We start from the raw sequence: 19959 nt of genomic DNA, 5'->3' as shown, positions 1-19959 counted from the left end.
CTTGGATAGATTACAATTCAAAACAAAAAAGGGATATCTAAAATTCAGATATCCCTTTTTTACATGTTGACGATACAACAGCTCGTTATTTTATCTTCTCAGCAGCATAAGGCCCTTCGTTGCTCAGGCGGTCAACAGCTTTTACCGCAACATACTGCAGTTTTTTGTTGTTCAATGTCGTTGGAATGTCCTTACTTGTAACCCCCGGATCCAAAATCTCATATTGCCATACCCCACCGTAGTTGAGATATAGTACCCATTTTGAAACCTGATCAATTTGCTGGTGCTGCCATTTCGCAAAGATATTGCCACCTTGAGGAGTCAGTAGCAAAGTCGGTTTCAACAAAGGATTTGCATTCAACCAAGGACTTGTTGGCACCAATACTTTCACCTGATAAGGGCCATTCACCAAAGCTTGTGTCATGGCCGGGTTTTTGGTCAGTCCCGCCAAACTCCAGTGGATTACACCTTCCCGGTTATCAGGCAATAGTGTCCGTGCTGCCTCCACTTGATTAACAATTTCCTGAACATATTCCGGACCACGTCTGCCAACCGTATTGATGCCCGGCCAAAGGTGGCGTCCCAATGTATTTTCACTTTCCCACCATTTTAACAAAGCCGTATAACTCTGTTTAGCTGGCTGTATAGGCCAATACAACTGCGGAGCAAAATAGTCTATCCAGCCTTTGTTCAACCATAATTTAGCATCTGCATAAAGCATATCATACTGGCTAGACCCCTGAATTCCTGACGGATAACCGGGTTTCCAGATACCAAAGGGACTGATACCGAATTTCACAAAATTCTTCTCTTTCTTAATATCCTTATAAATACGTTCGATAAAGGTATTTACACTATTTCTACGGAAGTCTCCGCGCGATAGATCCCCACCATTACGTTTGTATTCATTGTAACTATCCGAATCCGGAAAATCCTGACCACCATTATATTCTGCGTAAGGATAGAAATAATCGTCGAAATGCACACCATCGATATCATAACGCTTGACAATATCCATAACCACGCGCGCTGCGTGATCCTGTGTAGATTTTTTGGATGGATCAAACCAATAATAGCCCTGTTTCAATTTGACAACCGACTCGGGCATTTTGCGCGCCATGGAAGCTGAATTAACGGCACCGCCAGCGGTATGGTGGGCACGATAAGGGTTCAACCAAACATGAAGTTCAATCCCTCTTTTATGCGCCTGCTCAACCCAAAAATCAAGCGGATCGTAATAAGGAGAAGGTGCTTGCCCCTCTGTACCGGTCAAAAAGTACGACCAAGGCTCAAGATCACTTTTATAAAATGCATCGGCTGATGGGCGTACTTGAAAAACAACAGCATTAAAATTATTATTTTTCAAAAAATCCAATATGCCGATCGCTTCCTCTTGCTGTTCAGCTGTACTCAGGTTATTTTTGCTCGGCCAATTGATATTTGCAACAGAGGCCACCCAAGCTGCGCGAAACTCGCGCGGTAACACAGGAAGATCGACAACGATTTCCTTCTTCTTTTCTGCAACTGGCTGTTCTTTTGTTTCAATTGTATTTTTTACCCGTTCGCGCTTAGGTACCGAAGGCGGGTCTTTTTTTACAATTTCGACATTTGTAGTTGTGGTATTGGCAGGCTCCTGTTTCTTATTTTTCTTGGATGAACAAGAAGATAAAACAAAAAGTGCTGCCGCTAAAAATAATAGGGAACGTTTCATCAATCTATAGAATAGTGTTTTTTCAAAAATAACTAACAAAGATACGTATAATATTAGTCAATCTCGGCAGTCGGTCAATCTTCTCCGAAATGGATCAGCGCTTTAACTCTCCTTTGAAGATCACCTGCTCCAGCTTAAAGTCATCATTAAAGACAATAACATTCGCCATACTTCCATGATTGAGATTTCCGATATCTCCTCTATTTAAAAGATTTGCGGGATACAGCGTTGCCATTCGGATCGCTTCATCGAGTGGTATCCCCACCTTTTGCACGGCATTTTTCACCCCTTCGAGCAAGGAGATTGCAGCCCCTGAAATGGTACCATCAGGCAAAGCATAATATCCATCGTTCAACACATGCCGATAAATATCTTTATCGCAACTGGCTACAGCATCAGTAATCATAAACAGCCGCTCACCCATCTGACGTTTCGCAATTTTTACCGCTTCAAAGCTTACATGATGTCCGTCGACAATAATACTTGCTTGTGCAGTCGGGTGATTAAAAATTGCACCGACCAACCCAACTTCGCGATGATGTAAAGGCGACATTGCATTAAACAGGTGGGTGCTTGTTGGAATCCCCAGATCATAACCATGCGTACCTTCCTCAAAAGTAGCATCACTATGTCCAGCACTGAGCAGCAAATTATAGCCCTGCAAATACTTTAAGACATCGTCCGTTATACATTCAGGCGCTATGGTCATCATCTTGACAACCTGATTTCCTGCCAAAAGATCGTCAATCTTTTCCTTCGTAGGCTCGATAATTAATTCCGCAGGATGAGCACCCCGTTTTTTAGGATTCAAGAAAGGACCTTCCAAATGTAGCCCTATAAATGCATCATGCCGGAAGCCTTCTGCCACCCGAATGGCATCCTTAAATACAGGGATGGTATTGGTCGCCAGGGTCATCATAAAAGAAGTCGTGCCTTTACGGACCAAGCCCTCGGCGATACGTTCCAAAGAGGCTACACTACGCTCGGCGGAATACAAGTCCGATCCGTCACCATACAATTGAAGGTCAATCAGCCCAGCACAAACAGTAGACCCGTTGACTGGATAACTGGTATAATCTGCAGGCACCTCCTGATCATTGACAATCGCTACAATTTTACCTTCGCTGATCAGCAATGCTTTTTGTTCCAAAATCGACTCACCAGTGTATATTCTGCCACCAATTAATGCTATCTTATTCATATAAATTCTATTTCATTACCAAGTTACCAAAATTCAAAAAAAACCTGTCACTTGTACAAGATTTTGTTTCATAGTCTACAAGAAATCCTTTCAAAGTTTTTGATCTTTTCATTTTCACTTTCTAATTTACTGTTGTAACTTAGTTCCATGTACTTTTTTAGAAAGCGTAACGCAGATCGCCCGACGAATGGAAATATAAAAGCCATGCATATTATTAATGCAACGGCCATTATTATCTTTTTATTGGGCCTGATTTACAAAATATTTTTCACCTCCTAAACACTGTCATCCATGTCAAAAAAAGAAATCTTAAATACAGACAAAGCTCCTGCTGCAATAGGACCATATAACCAGGCAATTAAAGCCGGCAATACATTATATGTCTCTGGACAAATCCCACTGGTTCCCGAAACAATGGAGTTAATTTCATCGAGCGTGAAAGACGAAGCGCACCAGGTGTTGAAAAATGTAGAAGCTATCCTGACAAATGCCGGATATACTTTTGAAGATGTTGTCAAAGCTTCGATTTTCTTAAGTGATATGGGCAATTTTGCATTAGTCAATGAAGTATATGCGGAATATTTTAAAGACGCCCAACCTGCACGCGAGTGTGTTGCGGTCAAAACTCTTCCCAAGAACGTCAATGTCGAGATTTCAGTCATTGCCTGGAAAGATTAATCCGTGGAAAATAGCAACGAAACAGCAAGCCGCGGAAAATATCTTTTCGCGGCTTTTTTGGCCCCTTTTATCTGGGGATTTATGTCTATCCCTGTACGCTGGATACGCGGCTATCCGGCCGAGGATATTCTGTATTTTAGAATAATAACTGCGCTCTTGATCCTCTGGATATACCTGTTGCTGTTTCGAAGAAAAACCATGCAAGCTGATATTCGGAAGTTCCAACTTCTACCTCGTGTGGGCAAGCTCCGCCAGACCTGCCTTACCCTACTCGCGTCGGCGTTCATCTTTGGAAACTGGTTTACCTATATCTATGCGGTCAACCACATCAGCATTCAGTCTGCCGCATTGGCCTACCTGACCTGCCCCTTGATCACTGCAGCGGGAGCCTATCTCATACTCAAGGAGAAGCTAACGAGCTGGCAAAAAACAGCACTTTTTATTGCTTTTGGCAGCGTTTGTCTCCTTGCAAAAGGTTCGTTACATGATGTTCTCTGGGCTATTACTATTGCCACCTGCTACGCTTTTTATCTGATCGTACAACGGATATCCACGAGTTTCGATAAACTCAATCAATTGGTGGTCCAGCTCAGTATATGTGCATTGTTTGTGATCCCCAAACTGATCTACAATCATCATGCAATTCCGGCAGAGCCCCTATTTTGGGGCACCATAGTTCTTATCGCATCGCTATTCACGATTATCCCCCTTTTCCTGAGCATGTATGCACTCATTGGCATTTCATCAACAACGACTGGCGTTCTGCTCTATATCAATCCACTGATCGCATTTACTTTGGCTGCAACCTATTTCCGAGAACCCGTTTCTCCAATAAAATATATCGCTTACGGAATTATATTTGTTGCAATTATCCTTTTTAATATCAAAAACATCAAGGAGACTGTTTCCACATCGAAGACGCCTGCAAAACAATAGATCATTCGTTATTTTCAAATAGCCCTTAAATCAAGTACACTGTCTGAAATTAACCAGATTACATCTTTCTGATGATGAAAGACAGTACCACAATCTCGACTTAAAAAAATGACAAAACATATAACAAAATAATTATCAAGGCTTTAAAAGTAAAAAACACCTTATATGTATCATTTTTGTTTCATAAAATTTTTGATTTTTGCTCAACTATAGTAAATTAGATCTTTATTAAGGGAAATCACAGCGCTCTTTCTTCCTATAACTAGGTATTGAATAGCATACACACTATTACAAATAATCACTTATTTTGCCCCCCGATTATTCAATATCTTCTCTTCTAACCAAAATGCTAAATGGAATTAGCCCATTTCATTAAAAATTTCACCGTTATGAAAATATGTATATAAAAAACTGAATATAACACATATACTATATGAATAACAAATTATACTCTACATTAAGGGTGTTAGGTATTGTTCCAACAATGCTTTTTTCAGCATCTTTATTGCACGCGCAAACCAACCAGGTAAAGGGAACGGTTGTAGACGCTAAAACCAAAGCTCCTATTCCAGGTGCCACAATCAAAGTATTGGGCACTTCCAACGCAAGTTCTACGGATGTTAAAGGTGCATTTCAGATCAATGTCGACGATAAGAATCGCATACTGAACATCAGTACAGTCGGTTACGAAAATAAAACGGTTACATTGGGCCCTGGAGAAACGACAGTAACGGTGAGTTTGGAAGAACAAACCCAACAACTGGAAAGTGTAGTCGTTACTGCTTTGGGTATTAGCCGTGCACAAAAATCATTAACATACTCTACACAACAGGTCAGTGGTGACGAATTAAACAAAGTTAAAAGCACCAACTTGGCGAATAATTTAAACGGTAAAGTTGCCGGTGTTAACATTGCTTCCAGCTCTTCTGGACCAGGTGGTTCAGCAAAAGTTATTTTGCGTGGTAACAAATCGGCTTCCGGCAACAACCAGGTACTTTATGTTGTCGATGGGGTTCCAATCAATAACCAGACATTGGCAAGTCAGCCAGACAACGTTTTCGGTGGACAACGTGATGGTGGCGACCCTATTTCATTGATCAACCCAGAAGATATCGAAAACATTTCTGTATTAAAAGGAGCATCTGCGGCTGCATTATATGGTAGCCAAGCAGCCAACGGCGTTATCTTGGTAACAACAAAATCAGGTAAACAAGGTCGCACAACGATTAACTTCTCGTCAAGTGCACAGATCGAACAAGCTGTATCAACACCTAAATTCCAAAACCAATATGGTCAAGGTTCGGGTGGTAAAAACAGTAACACCAGTGTATTTAGCTGGGGCGACAAAACCAATGGAGCCAACTATGATAATGTAGGTGAATTTTTCCGCACAGGTAGCAACTTCACCAATTCATTGACATTGTCTGGAGGTAACGAAAAAAATCAAACGTACTTCTCTTATGCAAATACGCTTGCAAAAGGTATTCTTCCAGAAAATGACCTGATGCGTCACAATTTCAACCTTAAGGAGAGTGCTTCATTTTTTGATAATAAGTTGACTGTTGAAGGTAGTGCCAATTACATTACCCAAAAATTAGATAATGCACCTACTTCAGGGTTTTATTACAACCCATTGGTTGGAACCTACCTATTACCTCGAAGCTTAAATATCGCAGACTACAAAAATTTCGAAACCTTTAATACAAGTCGCAATCTGAATGAACAAAACTGGTTCAGCCTGAGCGATAGCCCTACAACACAACAAAATCCATGGTGGATCGTCAATAGAAACCCTACTCAATCAACCCGAAACCGTTTGCTTTTAAATGGTAGCGCAAAATATAAGGTTGCCCCATGGATCAGCATTCAAGCCAGAGGAAGTGTCGATCGTACTTCAGAGGTCTGGGACCGCAAAGTCTATGCGAGCACACCGAATCCTTTAGGAAAAACAAATGGTAACTATAATTACACAAATACGACCATTACACAACAATATGGTGATGTGGTTGCCAACATGAACTTTAATGTCAGCGATAAATTTCAGATTACTGGATTGGTCGGAACAAGTATCACAGACTGGAAAACCGAAGGTGTAGATTTTAATACAGGTATTGATGGATTAAAAATCCCCAATCAGTTCTTTATTCAGAACACAACAACTCCCGTGACTTCGACATTGTCGGCTAATCGGAGACAATTACAATCGGTATTTGCATCAGCAAACTTAGCTTATGACAACTGGATCTATTTAGATCTGACGGCGAGAAACGACTGGTCTAGTACTTTAGCTTTCACAGGAACAAAATCTTTCTTTTACCCTTCTGCGGGATTGGGCGTCGTATTGAACGACAAGTTAAACTTGCCTGAATTTGTCAATATGGCCAAGGTTCGTGGTTCATATGCGGTAGTGGGCAACGACTTGCCTCCATATACCAGTTTATTAACAAACACGGTGAATCCATATGCAGTATTGACAGTCAATGACATTGCTTTCTTAAAAACATTAAAGCCTGAAAAAACCAAATCTTTTGAGATCGGTACAGAATGGCGTATGTGGAACAACCGTTTGAATGTGGATGTTACGTACTACAAAACAAACACGACGAATCAGTTCTTCAAGGTCGCTGCTAGCCAAGCTTCATTAAACAAGCAATATGCGATTAATGCAGGCGATATCCAAAACCAAGGTGTTGAAGCATTGGTATCATTGGATGCTATTAGAAATGACAATTTCAAATGGACAACAAGCGTCAACTTCACCTACAATAAAAATAAAATAAAGAAACTAGCTGATGCTGTTCCTGAATTTAATCTAACTGGTGAAAATCAAAACAACTTTGCTTCCAAACTTGAAGTAGGCGGTTCTTTTGGTGATATTTACGGGCAGGATTTTGTTCGTGATGGTGAAGGAAGGATTATTATTTCTGAAGATGGTATTCCACAAAAAACCAACGCCTATACCAAATTAGGAAATTCGAACCCAATTTGGCAAATGGGCTGGAACAATAGTTTCAATTATAAAAATTTCAACTTAAGTTTCTTGATTGACGGCAAGTTTAATTATGATGTCATGTCAATTACACAGTCGGTGATGGATGGTTATGGCGTATCTGCGGCAACTGGAGCAGCCCGAGCAAATGGTGGTGTTGCTGTAAACGGTGTTACACCAAATGGAACTCCTGTTTCTGTCGTCGATGCTGAGAAATGGTATACATCAACTGGGGGTATAGGTCCTGTCAGCAGCCAATATATCTATGACGGAACAGTCGTGAGGCTTCGTGAGTTGACCTTTGGTTATGACTTCAATATCAAAGATAGCTTTTTCAAAAAACTGCGTGTAAATGCTGTAGGAAGAAACCTATTCTACATTTCGAAAAAAGCGCCTTTTGACCCGGAAGTAACCATGTCAACAGGCAATTCGTTGAGCGGTGTGGATATCTTTATGATGCCTGCTACGCGTAATTACGGTCTTACATTAAATGCAACTTTCTAAACGATCAACAATGAAATTTAATATCAAACATATATCTAAATTCTCGCTTGCCCTGTTACTTCTCGGAGGAACATTGACCAGCTGTACAAAGAATTTCGAAGAATACAATAAAAACAATATTGGGCTTACCGACGAAGATTTAAAAGGTGATGGACAGGATCTTGTGCTTTTTCTCAGAAATGCACAAATGTCTATCTATAACTTTTCCGGTGCTGGAGACCCTAACTCCTATCAGGTACAACAAAACTTGAATGCAGACGTTTTTTCAGGCTTTTTCATGTCACCTACGCCTTTCAATAGCGGACAAAACAACCTGAATTATGCGATGGTTAATGGATGGAATGGCGAACCGTTCCAGGTCTTATATCTCAACGTTATCAAATCCATTGAGAAGCTAAAAAGCAATGGACTTGCAGAAACATATCCAGCACTATGGGGCTCCGCATTAGTGATCAAAGTAGAAGCGGCCAGTCGGGTGACAGATATCTATGGTCCTATTCCATATAGTAAAGTAGGTACTTCGAATACCGTTCCATACGACAAACAATCGGATGTATATGCTGCTTTCTTCAAAGAGCTTGATGAGGCTGTAACAGCATTGAAATCATACAAAGCAGATAGTCCAATGGCTGCTAAAATTGACCAGATCGATTTGGTATTTCCGAATACAGATAATCAGGTCAGATTTAAAAATTGGTTGAAAATTGCCAATTCATTGCGCCTTCGTTTAGCGATGCGTTTGGTTAAAATCGATGCAACATTAGCGAAAACACAGGCTGAAAAAGCATTGGATCCAGCAAATGGCGGTGTCTTGGAAAGCAATAGCGAAAACTTCAAGATCACTGTACCGGCAGATGGAACCTACAGCAACCCGCTTTGGTTTATTTCCAAAAACTGGGCTGACACACGTATCAATGCGACGCTTTCGTCTTATATGACAGGATTGAACGACCCTCGTATCTCTAAGTACATGGCGCCCGTCATTAAAGATGCAACAACAACGGCTTTCGCTGGTAAATACATTGGAATCCGCGCAGGAGCTGATGGTATCGAAAAGGATAAATACCAAAAACTATCCGCTTTGAATACCGAAGGTACAACGCCTACTTTCGTAGCGACAACAGCACCGGTATTGATGACTGCCGCTGAAGTTTACTTCCTACGTGCCGAAGCAGCATTGAGAGGTTGGAACAATGCTGGCGGAACAGCGCAATCACTTTATGAAAAAGGAGTGGAAACTTCCTTTACGCAATGGGGTGTAACATCAGGTTTAAGCACTTACCTAAATGATAATACAAGTAAGGCAGCAGCTTACGAGGATCCCTTCAATGCGAAGAATAACGCAGCTTCACCAAGCACACTGACCATCAAATGGAATGAGGGTGCTACCAACGAAGAAAAATTGGAACGTATTATCACACAGAAATGGTTGGCGATCTTCCCTGAAGGACAAGAAGCTTGGAGTGAATTTCGTCGTACAGGATATCCACGTCTATTCCCAGTTGTTGTCAACAATAGTGGTGGACTGATCGATACTAAAATACAGATCCGTCGTTTACCGTTCCCACAAAATGAATACAATACAAATGCAGCTGAAGTACAATCTGCAATCTCCTTGTTGGGCGGACCTGACAACGGCGGTACCAGACTTTGGTGGGATGTAAATAAGGGTAATTTCTAAGCGAGAAATCATCCGGAATAAATTCTCAAACGGGGCTGTCCAAAATGATTGGACAGCCCTCTTTTTATGCATTCTCTTCTCTTCTCTTCTCTTCTCTTCTCTTCTCTTCTCTTCTCTTCTCTTCTCACGGCTACTGCGACATACTCCAAGTTCCCTTAACAAAAACTTAATAGAGACCTCCTGTAGCAGAGATCAAAAATTACCCGTTTAGTTAAAAAACCAAAAAGAATATTATGAAAAATCTTTCCATTTTGGGTATGACCACCCTCTTAGCCTGCAGCCTGCTATTTGTTGTCTGTAAATCAGAATCACATTTGGAAAATCCCTACAAGGACAAAACAGAAAAGGAACTTGAGTCGCTTTCCAATGAGAAGTACCGCAAAATCGTTGCTTTTGCTAGCCCAAAATCATGTACTGACGCTACGGAATGGGAAATGATGGAAATACGGACAGTGTGCGGAATAAGTTACCTCCCCTACCACAAATCTGTAGACAAAACAAAATTGCAGAATATGATCAATGACAACAACAAACTGATGGAAATATACCAGCCGATGATGGCGCCCAGAATAAATTGCACACCTTATCAAAAACCAACAGGTATTATCTGCAAAGAAGGGCAGGCAACAATTAAATACGAATAGACAGATTCTACACATAAAAATAGCAAAAACCCTAATTAACCAAACATGAAAAAAATAATCTTTATAGTCCCGATTATTGGACTTATACTCTTCTTTGCCTGTTCGAAAGATAGTTCTAAATCGTACGAATATTGGAATGAGCAAGTCAATGCAAAGGCGCAGGAACTCAACAAGCTGCTTGAATCTGTTCCCTGCACAAATATTGAAGAGTTTGAAATTGTACAGCGTCCATATTATACATATTACCTAGTGCATTCTTCACTGAAAACCCAATTCGAAAAATTGAATCTCGAATTAGATCATCTCCAAGATGAGCTAAATAAAGCAGCCGAACGTGAAGGAAAAACGTACTATGATGCACAACGCCTATCAATGCCAGCGCCCAATCCACCTGTGGGGAAAGTCTGTTATAACGGTAAAGCCGCACTGCGTTTTGCCTACGATCTATCGCTTGAAGAAATCAACGCAGAACTACCCAAAAGACTCAAGGAGCTAAAAGAGTTCTATAAAGACGTGACCTGCTCGAATCCAAACGATTGGACCAGCCATTTTTTACGCACAGGCTGTTGTATGGAAGGAATTGCCGTACACAAAACCATCCGATCAAACGAGATGATAGAAAAAATAGCACTCTATAACCGCCTCATGGAAAACAAGCTTCGTTTGGAGAAAACAACCTGTCAAGGGGACTGTCCAAATATGGCCAGACCAGTTCAATGCAGGGATGGAAAACCATTTGTAGAAGTATATAAATCGTAAAAATTAAATTTTTCGTAATTTAGCCATTCTAGAAGAATGGCTGAATTAAGTTTAATTACCCCCATAGAATACCTCAAAGGTGTAGGTCCACAAAAGGCAGATGTGCTCAAGAAAGAGTTGCAGGTATTTACCATTGGTGATCTACTGACGCAATATCCTTTCCGTTATATCGATCGTACGGAATTCCATAAAATAAGGAAACTCCACCCAGACATGATGGCAGCACAGGTCCTGGGCCGTCTGGTTTCTTTACAGCTCGTGGGTGAGAAAAAGACAAAACGCCTTATCGGTTCATTCAAGGACGAAACCGGCTCCATGGAACTTGTCTGGTTTCAGTCTATCCCATGGCTCCAAAAATCACTGAAAGTAGGTTCGGCCTATATTATTTATGGCAAGCCGAGTGAATTCAATGGACAACTATCCATTACTCATCCCGAAATGGACCTGTACAACCCGCAGGTAAAACAGGTCGGCAATATGAGCTTACAGCCTGTATACTCTTCAACGGAGAAACTCAAAAAATTCAACCTTGATGCCAAAGGCATACAGCGGCTACAGCAGACTGCACTGGAAACCGTATTTCGCACTATAGGCGAATCGCTTCCCCAGGAAGTTCTCACTAAACATCGCCTCATATCGCGGCAGCAGGCTTTCGCATCCATACACTTTCCAAGCGATCAAAAGGAGCTGAACCAAGCGATCAAACGCATCAAGTTTGAAGAACTATTCTTTATTCAGCTCAAGTTGCTCAACAACAAACAGCTCAATACCCAGAAGTTTAGAGGCCAGCGGTTCAATAAAGTCGGTGAAAAATTCAACACATTCTTTAATGAGCGCCTTCCGTTCCCGTTGACAGGCGCACAGAAGCGCGTTGTGAAGGAAATCCGTATCGATACCAATACAGGCGCGCAGATGAACCGTCTGGTGCAGGGTGATGTTGGCTCCGGGAAAACAGTTGTTGCCCTGATGAGCATGCTACTCGCTGTCGACAATGGATTTCAGGCCTGTATGATGGCCCCCACAGAAATCCTGGCGACACAGCATTATCATGGACTAAAGCAGCTCGTAGGCGATGACATCGTCAATATTAAACTACTTACAGGCTCCACAAGCACGAAGGAACGCCGTCTGATCCACCAGGCACTGGAAGATGGCAGCCTGGATATTTTAATTGGTACCCATGCCCTGATCGAGGATAAGGTGCAGTTCAAAAACCTGGGCTTCGTTGTTATTGACGAACAGCATCGCTTTGGCGTAGAACAACGGGCCAAACTCTGGCGGAAGAATGTCATTCCACCGCATATGTTGGTCATGACAGCCACACCTATTCCACGCACACTAGCGATGACCATGTACGGCGACTTGGACATCTCTGTAATTGACGAATTACCTGCTGGGCGTAAACCAATCAAGACTGTTCACTTTTTTGAAAGCTCTCGTTTAAGGATGTTCGGCTTCATGCGCGAGGAGATCGCCAAAGGCAGGCAGGTCTACCTGGTATATCCCCTCATCAAGGAAAGCGAAAAACTGGATCTGATTTACCTGGAAGCAGGCCTTGAGAATTTGCAACGCGAATTTCCGCTACCACAATACAAGATCAGTATTGTTCACGGCAAGATGCCCGTAAAAGATAAAGACTTTGAGATGCAACGATTTGTCAAACATGAAACGCAGATCATGGTTGCCACCACCGTTATAGAGGTCGGAGTTAATGTTCCCAATGCATCGGTCATGGTCATTGAAAATTCCGAACGTTTTGGATTATCCCAGCTGCACCAATTGCGTGGCCGCGTAGGCCGTGGTGCCGAACAGTCTTTCTGTATCCTGATGTCGGGCAATAAGCTGAGCAAAGAAGGACGATTAAGGCTGGATACAATGGTGCGTACCAATGACGGGTTTGAGATTGCAGAAGTCGACCTACAGCTACGTGGTCCAGGCGATATATCGGGCACCCAACAGTCGGGTGTACTTGACCTCAAGATGGCGAACCTAGCTACAGATCAGGCATTGCTTACCGAATGCCGTAACACCGTCATTGCTATTTTCAAAGAAGACCCAACACTACAAAGCGAAAAGAATCATTTACTGCGAAGCTTCCTCGCCAGAAAATCCGATGGCATTGCTTGGGACAAGATTTCTTAACCGCATGTCATTTTCGCGACAAAAAACGGGGCCAGCAAATAAATCGATAACGTGTTTAAGTGAATAAACAGAGCGCATTGGAATCTAAAGGCCGCTCTTCAACATAAATAGGATACGAATTGTTGTTAATTAGCTTTTGAAGACAATTTATCTTTTTTGTATATAAAACCAAATTTATTTACTTTTGCATCATTATGAACATGATATAGAAAAATATCCCTTCTTTTACTAGGCAAAAGATGGCGACCGAACGCTTACATATTTTGAGTTGCCCTGGTAAGCAAATCACAGGAAATTTATTGGTTAATGGAGAATTATGTCATAATCGGCATCAGTCTTGTGTGGTGTACAAACGCATAAATTCTTAAATTTACCTTTTCAAACAAAAACCGGGCTTGCGAGCTCATTCAAAATAATTAAAAAGTGAACGTATAACAAGAGGTAGGCAATAGCGCACATTGCAAAGCTTAATGACCTGCCGACTTCACTTGAAAGACTTAATAGTACAAAATGGCCAGATTTAAAATACACGATACAGCTATAAAACCCGAAACAGCCGTCTTGGTGAGTGTCATCACGCCAAGTGTGACGGAGACAAAAGCAAAAGAATACTTGGAGGAACTTGAATTTCTTGTACAGACTGCCGGTGGTGAGACCAAAGGCATGTTTACACAGAAACTGGGCTTCCCAGATCGCGCTACATTTGTCGGTAGTGGAAAGCTGGAAGAAATAAAAGCATACGTCGAAGCCGAGGAAATTGACATCGTTGTTTTCGACGATGAGCTTTCACCTTCGCAGTTGCGTAATATTGAAAAAGAACTGAAACGCAAGATATTGGACCGCTCCAATCTCATCCTGGACATCTTTGCCCGTCATGCCAAAACCGCACAGGCGAAGACACAGGTGGAATTGGCACAGCTGCAATACCTTTTACCACGTTTGACCCGTATGTGGACCCACTTGGAACGTCAGCGCGGGGGTATTGGTATGCGTGGCCCGGGGGAGTCACAGATCGAGACCGATAGACGGATCATTCTGGACAAAATTTCCTTGTTCAAAGAACGCCTAAAAGCAATCGACAAGCAAAACGAGACACAACGAAAAAACCGTGGTGAGATGATCCGTGTAGCTTTGGTAGGTTATACCAATGTCGGAAAGTCGACGATCATGAATATGATCTCCAAGTCTGATGTATTGATCGAGAATAAACTTTTCGCAACATTAGATACGACAGTACGTAAAGTTGTTATCGACAACCTTCCTTTTTTGCTTTCAGATACCGTTGGTTTTATCCGTAAACTACCGCATCACTTGGTGGAATGTTTCAAATCCACATTGGATGAAGTTCGGGAAGCCGATGTCCTGATCCACGTAGTCGACATCTCGCATCCGAATTTTGAAGATCATATCCAGGCGGTAAACGAAACATTGAAGGATCTTAAAGCGCTGGACAAACCGGTGATTACGGTGTTCAACAAAATTGACCTTTATAAACCGGCGGTCGAAGAAGGACACGATGGCGAGGAGATCGAGGTAACGTTGGATGATTTCCGTAATTCCTGGATGGCAAAAAATTCAGATCCCGCAATCTTTCTGTCAGCAACAAATAAAACGAATATCGAAGAGTTCAAACAAAAACTTTACGATATCATTGTGAAGATGCACAATGAGCGTTACCCATACAATAATTTATTGTATTAATTTTGACAAACAATGCTGTGAATGGGCCTTATGTCCATTCACAGCTTAAAAAAATACAAAATGAACAAAGAGGTGCAGTTTCAAGATTGGGGTCTTGTCGATTATCAGGAAGCCTGGGACAGACAAGAATCCATCTTTAAGGGAGTATTGGACATTAAGCACGACAATAGGGTCAACGCGACAGCAACCAGTACCCCGAATTACTTGATCTTTACAGCACATCCCCATGTTTACACCTTAGGGAAAAGCGGGCACGAGGAATACTTGCTGTTAGATGAAAAAGGACTCGAAGAGAAAGAAGCCAAATTCTATAAGATCAACCGTGGCGGCGACATTACCTATCACGGTCCGGGACAGATTGTCGGTTACCCGATCCTGGATCTCGACAACTTCTTTACCGATATACATCTTTATCTGCGTACACTGGAAGAAGCGATCATACTGACCTGTGCTGATTTCGGTATCGAAGCCGGGAGATATACTGGATTTACCGGTGTATGGATAGAGCCCGATAAACCGACGGCACGCAAAATCTGTGCGATGGGGGTTCGCGCTTCACGCTGGGTGACCATGCATGGTTTTGCATTCAATGTCAACACAGACCTCGACTATTTTGGCAACATCATTCCTTGCGGTATCGACGATAAGGATGTAACGTCTTTAAAGCGGGAACTTGGCAAAGAAGTCGATATGGAAGACGTGAAAGAAAAATTGAAAGGCCATATTGCACAACTCTTTGAAATGCAAGTAGTCTAATTTAAGATTTCAATAACATCCAAAGGCCCTTTGAAAGCGGAGTTTTAATTCCCCTTCAAAGGGCCTTATTTTTTGAGCATCCCTGTTCCTGCTCGTTAATAAAATCCTTGCTAACATCACAAAGGAAGGACATTTTCAAACGCTTGGAAGTCTATACTTGACCCCTACACAATTTCGGAGTATTAACAATAATACATGCACTCATAGCTGGCCAGTTTCCCATCAACAAATCTGAATATAAATAATCCTGCATCGCTATTTTGAATATAGTACGTATGTGGTGTTGAAATCCAATCTGCCGAAAGCAATTCACCAAAGTGGTTTACAAAGTCTTTTTCTGCGTAATTGGCATCCATCCGCTCGTTGCCCATGACAATGGTTTCGCCATCACTAAAAAACAGCTTATACATCGTACCGACCACTTTCCCCTTATAGTTTTCTTCGAAGGCAACGATCATATTCGGTGTTTTATAGTAATACCGCGGCTCCCAGCCACATTCGGGCATATCGGGAATTTCGGAAACCCGTTGTAAAGCCAGTTGCTTCATCTGTGCATCCGTAATCTTGCCGTCAGCTAACGACACTCCTTTCCATTCGAAATGGAAATTCAGCGCTTTCAGTTTCTTGGCATAAACTTCGGACTGGAGCTCATTTTGGAATTTATTGGCCAAGAGTAATTCAAAGTCTATATCAACTTTGGGATCTACTATTCCCGCTTGAGCATAGGATTCCTTCCAATAGGTAAGGGCCTGTTTTAATTTGGGATACTTGGTCCACCCGATCTCACGCAGGCGTCCAACTGCTGCCAGCTCTTTCTCCTGGTCCTTTCCTTTTACGGCCAGATATTCTCTTAGCACCTTGTCATACGTTAGTTCAGACCCCAAAAATTTCATCTGAATATACTCCGGACTTTCATGAAAGTGGTCTCCAATGTAGACCCATCCATCTGTGTAGAGCGGCACATAATCGATACATACCATTTCATTGAGCCCGGCCCTACGCACAGCGGTACTTGTTGTATTAGGAGCCTTACGCACGCGCAATTGCGACACCTGCACATAGAAATGTGGGCATTGGGCATCTGTTGTTCCACGATAGAAATATTGCTTTGGCTCGCCGGCAGATCTTTTTCCGAACATTGCACTTTTCAAAGGCTGACGGTCAATATAGCCGATATCCCCATTACTCACCTGCACCTTATACTGTGTATTGGTTGAATCTAGCAGGTAGACAGGTGCCTCCGTTGGGAAAACCCCCAAGAGGTCTTTACTGTTTCCTGCTTCACGGTAAAGGTGTCCCCATGTTGAGGTATACATTGGGCGCTGACCCGCAGGCTGTGCTAGTGCCTGATGCACAAAACAAGCTAAAAGCAGACAGCATATAACAAATACTTTTTTCGACATAAAATTAATTCTTTGAATACATGACTAGTGGTCGTTCCATTGCGATCAACCGCAGGGAACGAGACATCTATAAATGCAACAGAAACTTTTTCTGGCTGCCGGTCAAACACGCACCGTTGCAATAACGAAATTAAAACAAAAAGGAGGCCAATGAAATCACCGGAATCAGGTATTTTTTTGGGGAGGAAATTATTTGGTTTCTAAACTACACGATGTGGCTATTTGCGCTGCAATAAACTCACCTGTCCTTCCAATGACTGGATTGTTTTTTCCTGTGCCTTGACGGTTTGCTCTAAGGCATTGACCAGCTGCCTATAAATTCCGAGGCCTTCGGCAGTAGAAGGAGCTGTTTCGGCAGGTGGAGCACTTACCACATTCCTCTCATCCTTCCGCATCATAGTTCCTTCCCCCATGAGTAACCAGGCCGGACTAATGTCGGGATGTTTAGACAGTATAGCAACCATGGCATCCGAGCTGAGTGCAGTATTTTTCTGCCCTCCCTTAAAGTTTGCATAGGAAAGTTGCACATCTTTGAAAAATTCGGTTTTGCTGATCCCTTTGGTTTCAGCAATAAGCAGCACACGTTCCTTTACATTCACCTATAGCTTTTTTTTAAATGTTGGCTGTTTATTTATTTCTTAACGATTTTATTTCCTGCTCTTGAATCGACAATAATCGCTCCAACGAAATAATTGTCTTCTCTTGAGATTTAATTGTGATATTTTGTGACGATATAACCTGTCTTAGTGAATTGACAACGGCATTAGTAACGCCTTCAATTTCATTTGTCAGATAGCCTTCTTGTTCCTCTTCCTGTGCAAGAACAGGCTTTAGCATCTCGCCTTCGCCTTTTAACAACCATTCGGAAGAATATGCTGGATATTTTTCAACAATACTAACTAACCATTTCGCCTGTACATCTGTATTGTTGGTTAAGGCACGTGTAAATACACCTCTACTAGCTCCAACGGCAGTTTCAAAGGCTGTTACGCTCAGTCCTTCTCTATCTGCAATAACTTTAATTCTCGTTAAAAAAGAACTCATAATCAATAATTATCAATATAAAATTTGTTTAATCGAAAATTAGTGTTTAAATTAGCTTAACTATTGATAATTATAAACACAACATTAACCAAAAAAACTTACAAATGAAACCGATAAGGCTTTAGATCAGGTGCACGGATCGTTATTAGCCCTACGCAGCAGTTTCATCAACTTTAAAACATATAATCTGATGAAAAATACGCAAAAGAAACTAAAAGCGAAACATTTTCGCTATTTAAGCAAGGATATAGTCAAAAATCCAATGATCTATATCAGGGATTTCTATCGCTATGAAACAAATATTATTTACTGGGTGAATCATATTCAGCTTTTTGTCAACGCAGCAACTGTCCCCGAAATGGCAGATCACAATTTTGCTGAAAACGGATATCATTGCAAACAAATGATCAAACAGATTGAAGTGGCTTTTGTAATTTTTCATCAATGTCAACTCTCTATACAAGAAACGCCATTGAATTTCTTTTCGACAAAAGAAGACTACCACAATTATCTATTTAAACTGGAATATACGACCAACGGACATATAGATCCTTCTGACACCATCAGTAAGTTTTTCTCATACCAATCTCTTCAAAAATGGTATGAAACAATGGATGATATCATGCACTATCTAACGGTATCCGACTCAGGTAACTACGAATATTTTGGCGATCAAATTATGGCCATACGAGAATTGCTGATGCGACTCGCATTCGCCCTACATTATATCTATGAAGATGAAGGAATATCCTTAAATGTTCCATGCTATGTAAAAGCTATAAATGATGAACCTCATCAGTCTACCAAAGAGAAAACTAAATTACGGCAAATCATAGAAGAAAGTATTGATAAAAAATATGCTCAAAAAGAAGTGCAGGAAAACAGCAATGATATTGAAAACAGCCAAAACTCACACATATCAGAAATCCCCGTAAGCGAAATAGCAACTTAGAAACAATAAACTAACGCTTTTAAAGCACCAAAGATCAATGAAATCCGCATAATTTATTCAACCAAAATGCAACGAATTCATGAATACAGCTGAAAAATAAACTATGCATGAGTAATTACGAGGGGAATTAATAAATGGCATTAGGCTCGTTGAATATTGCTTAAAACAGCGCTTAATAAAGACCTAGTTTGTGCGTCCACGAAGGTACTCAGAAAGTTTCAGCTCAACTGCGCCTCTCTGGTGTAGTATAAATAACTGAATCAAAAAAAACAATTGATAATCAAATAACTTAAGAAGATGAAAAAGAAAAGCAGAAAAATAACATGGAGAGAATTTAGATACCTCCGTAAAGGCCAATTCAATAATCACTTGTTGACCCTCAAAAAATTTTCAGAGGATAAAAAAACTTGCAGTAAAAATTTCTTGCATTTTATCAACATGTGTTTATGCAAAGAGATCCGCTGTAAGGATTTTAACTCAACGCATGCTTATCTAGAACTCGGTAAAGCGATCGATCTTGCTTGGCTGATATTTAACAAATCCGGATTAAGAAAGAATAAAAAATATGTTCTTCCAAACCATAGCGACGAGATTGACTGCTCCTGTAATTATCGTCTAGGAGTATATCCTCCCGATTTTTTAACGAAAATGTTTAGCTACCAAAGTCACAGAGACTGGTATACCGCTATAGACGAACTTCTCTTTTCCTACTTGGACCCAAGTTTTAGTTGCACTTTTTTAAGTTATTCAGAAGATCTCATACCTCTTCAAGAAATACTCTCAGATCTCCCAATTGTTTTGAAAACCATACATCTAAATGAAGGAAAAATAGATAAATAACCACAACACCAAACCAAT

General features: G+C 41.2%; 17 protein-coding genes. 12 read left to right on the top strand and 5 right to left on the bottom strand.

Going from position 1 to position 19959, the window contains the following annotated elements; genetic code table 11:
- Nucleotides 1-85: 85 nt before the first annotated feature.
- On the bottom strand, nucleotides 86-1711 hold the full coding sequence (locus HS960_RS22090; RefSeq protein ID WP_182330641.1) for a glycoside hydrolase family 10 protein: 1626 nt from the start codon (nucleotides 1709-1711) through the stop codon (nucleotides 86-88).
- A 94-nt stretch (nucleotides 1712-1805) separates the two neighbouring features.
- The gene (gene nagA, locus HS960_RS22085; protein ID WP_153844386.1) at nucleotides 1806-2912 is read right to left on the bottom strand and encodes an N-acetylglucosamine-6-phosphate deacetylase; all 1107 of its coding nucleotides are present in this window, start codon (nucleotides 2910-2912) and stop codon (nucleotides 1806-1808) included.
- Nucleotides 2913-3059: 147 nt separating this feature from the next.
- Between nagA and HS960_RS27065 the strand changes: the two genes are divergently transcribed.
- From HS960_RS27065 to lipB, 10 genes are all read left to right on the top strand, one after another.
- A complete protein-coding gene (locus HS960_RS27065) occupies nucleotides 3060-3191 on the top strand; it encodes a DUF6728 family protein (RefSeq protein ID WP_310889281.1) in 132 nt (43 codons plus the stop codon).
- 12 nt (nucleotides 3192-3203) lie between these two features.
- Nucleotides 3204-3590: a RidA family protein gene (locus tag HS960_RS22080; RefSeq protein WP_153844387.1), complete on the top strand. Its 387-nt coding sequence runs from the start codon at nucleotides 3204-3206 to the stop codon at nucleotides 3588-3590.
- Between the two features lie 3 nt (nucleotides 3591-3593).
- On the top strand, nucleotides 3594-4526 hold the full coding sequence (locus HS960_RS22075) for an EamA family transporter (RefSeq protein ID WP_227550068.1): 933 nt from the start codon (nucleotides 3594-3596) through the stop codon (nucleotides 4524-4526).
- A gap of 433 nt (nucleotides 4527-4959) precedes the next feature.
- Nucleotides 4960-8019: a SusC/RagA family TonB-linked outer membrane protein gene (locus tag HS960_RS22070; RefSeq protein ID WP_153844388.1), complete on the top strand. Its 3060-nt coding sequence runs from the start codon at nucleotides 4960-4962 to the stop codon at nucleotides 8017-8019.
- 10 nt (nucleotides 8020-8029) lie between these two features.
- Entirely contained in the window at nucleotides 8030-9700 is a 1671-nt protein-coding gene (locus HS960_RS22065; protein ID WP_153844389.1) for a RagB/SusD family nutrient uptake outer membrane protein, read from the top strand.
- A gap of 233 nt (nucleotides 9701-9933) precedes the next feature.
- On the top strand, nucleotides 9934-10344 hold the full coding sequence (locus HS960_RS22060) for a hypothetical protein (RefSeq protein ID WP_153844390.1): 411 nt from the start codon (nucleotides 9934-9936) through the stop codon (nucleotides 10342-10344).
- Between the two features lie 45 nt (nucleotides 10345-10389).
- Nucleotides 10390-11103 carry a hypothetical protein gene (locus HS960_RS22055; protein ID WP_153844391.1) on the top strand — a complete coding sequence of 238 codons (714 nt, stop codon included), beginning with the start codon at nucleotides 10390-10392 and terminating at the stop codon, nucleotides 11101-11103.
- Nucleotides 11104-11139: 36 nt separating this feature from the next.
- Nucleotides 11140-13245, top strand: a complete 2106-nt coding sequence (recG, locus tag HS960_RS22050; RefSeq protein ID WP_153844392.1) for an ATP-dependent DNA helicase RecG — start codon at nucleotides 11140-11142, stop codon at nucleotides 13243-13245.
- 510 nt (nucleotides 13246-13755) lie between these two features.
- Nucleotides 13756-14946: a GTPase HflX gene (gene hflX / locus HS960_RS22045; RefSeq protein ID WP_075994499.1), complete on the top strand. Its 1191-nt coding sequence runs from the start codon at nucleotides 13756-13758 to the stop codon at nucleotides 14944-14946.
- Between the two features lie 60 nt (nucleotides 14947-15006).
- Nucleotides 15007-15702, top strand: a complete 696-nt coding sequence (gene lipB / locus HS960_RS22040) for a lipoyl(octanoyl) transferase LipB (RefSeq protein ID WP_153844393.1) — start codon at nucleotides 15007-15009, stop codon at nucleotides 15700-15702.
- Nucleotides 15703-15884: 182 nt separating this feature from the next.
- Here lipB and HS960_RS22035 read toward each other — a convergent pair whose 3' ends face one another.
- The 3 genes from HS960_RS22035 to HS960_RS22025 form a co-directional block, all read right to left on the bottom strand.
- Nucleotides 15885-17105: an SH3 domain-containing protein gene (locus tag HS960_RS22035; protein WP_153844394.1), complete on the bottom strand. Its 1221-nt coding sequence runs from the start codon at nucleotides 17103-17105 to the stop codon at nucleotides 15885-15887.
- Nucleotides 17106-17323: 218 nt separating this feature from the next.
- Nucleotides 17324-17704: a hypothetical protein gene (locus HS960_RS22030; protein ID WP_075994501.1), complete on the bottom strand. Its 381-nt coding sequence runs from the start codon at nucleotides 17702-17704 to the stop codon at nucleotides 17324-17326.
- A 28-nt stretch (nucleotides 17705-17732) separates the two neighbouring features.
- A complete protein-coding gene (locus tag HS960_RS22025) occupies nucleotides 17733-18149 on the bottom strand; it encodes a hypothetical protein (protein WP_182330640.1) in 417 nt (138 codons plus the stop codon).
- A 190-nt stretch (nucleotides 18150-18339) separates the two neighbouring features.
- Here HS960_RS22025 and HS960_RS22020 point away from each other — a divergent pair, with 190 nt between their 5' ends.
- Nucleotides 18340-19101 (top strand): hypothetical protein, encoded by a 762-nt coding sequence (locus HS960_RS22020; RefSeq protein WP_182330639.1) that lies wholly within the window; start codon nucleotides 18340-18342, stop codon nucleotides 19099-19101.
- A 297-nt stretch (nucleotides 19102-19398) separates the two neighbouring features.
- Entirely contained in the window at nucleotides 19399-19941 is a 543-nt protein-coding gene (locus HS960_RS22015) for a hypothetical protein (RefSeq protein ID WP_182330638.1), read from the top strand.
- Nucleotides 19942-19959: the final 18 nt, after the last annotated feature.

The sequence above is a fragment of the Sphingobacterium paramultivorum genome (assembly GCF_014109745.1).
GTDB classification, from domain to species: domain Bacteria; phylum Bacteroidota; class Bacteroidia; order Sphingobacteriales; family Sphingobacteriaceae; genus Sphingobacterium; species Sphingobacterium paramultivorum.
Note: the sequence above shows the minus strand (reverse complement) of the source record. Positions and strands in the feature narration are given on the sequence as shown.

Bases quoted from the DNA above. Each gene is read 5' to 3' on its own strand.
- HS960_RS22015 (WP_182330638.1), top strand. From the start codon at position 19,399: ATGAAAAAGAAAAGCAGAAAAATAACATGGAGAGAATTTAGATACCTC.
- HS960_RS22020 (WP_182330639.1), top strand. From the start codon at position 18,340: ATGAAAAATACGCAAAAGAAACTAAAAGCGAAACATTTTCGCTATTTA.
- lipB (WP_153844393.1), top strand. From the start codon at position 15,007: ATGAACAAAGAGGTGCAGTTTCAAGATTGGGGTCTTGTCGATTATCAG.
- HS960_RS22025 (WP_182330640.1), bottom strand. From the start codon at position 18,149: ATGAGTTCTTTTTTAACGAGAATTAAAGTTATTGCAGATAGAGAAGGA.
- HS960_RS22060 (WP_153844390.1), top strand. From the start codon at position 9,934: ATGAAAAATCTTTCCATTTTGGGTATGACCACCCTCTTAGCCTGCAGC.
- recG (WP_153844392.1), top strand. From the start codon at position 11,140: ATGGCTGAATTAAGTTTAATTACCCCCATAGAATACCTCAAAGGTGTA.
- hflX (WP_075994499.1), top strand. From the start codon at position 13,756: ATGGCCAGATTTAAAATACACGATACAGCTATAAAACCCGAAACAGCC.
- HS960_RS22035 (WP_153844394.1), bottom strand. From the start codon at position 17,105: ATGTCGAAAAAAGTATTTGTTATATGCTGTCTGCTTTTAGCTTGTTTT.
- HS960_RS22090 (WP_182330641.1), bottom strand. From the start codon at position 1,711: ATGAAACGTTCCCTATTATTTTTAGCGGCAGCACTTTTTGTTTTATCT.
- HS960_RS22080 (WP_153844387.1), top strand. From the start codon at position 3,204: ATGTCAAAAAAAGAAATCTTAAATACAGACAAAGCTCCTGCTGCAATA.
- HS960_RS22070 (WP_153844388.1), top strand. From the start codon at position 4,960: ATGAATAACAAATTATACTCTACATTAAGGGTGTTAGGTATTGTTCCA.
- HS960_RS27065 (WP_310889281.1), top strand. From the start codon at position 3,060: ATGTACTTTTTTAGAAAGCGTAACGCAGATCGCCCGACGAATGGAAAT.
- HS960_RS22065 (WP_153844389.1), top strand. From the start codon at position 8,030: ATGAAATTTAATATCAAACATATATCTAAATTCTCGCTTGCCCTGTTA.
- nagA (WP_153844386.1), bottom strand. From the start codon at position 2,912: ATGAATAAGATAGCATTAATTGGTGGCAGAATATACACTGGTGAGTCG.
- HS960_RS22055 (WP_153844391.1), top strand. From the start codon at position 10,390: ATGAAAAAAATAATCTTTATAGTCCCGATTATTGGACTTATACTCTTC.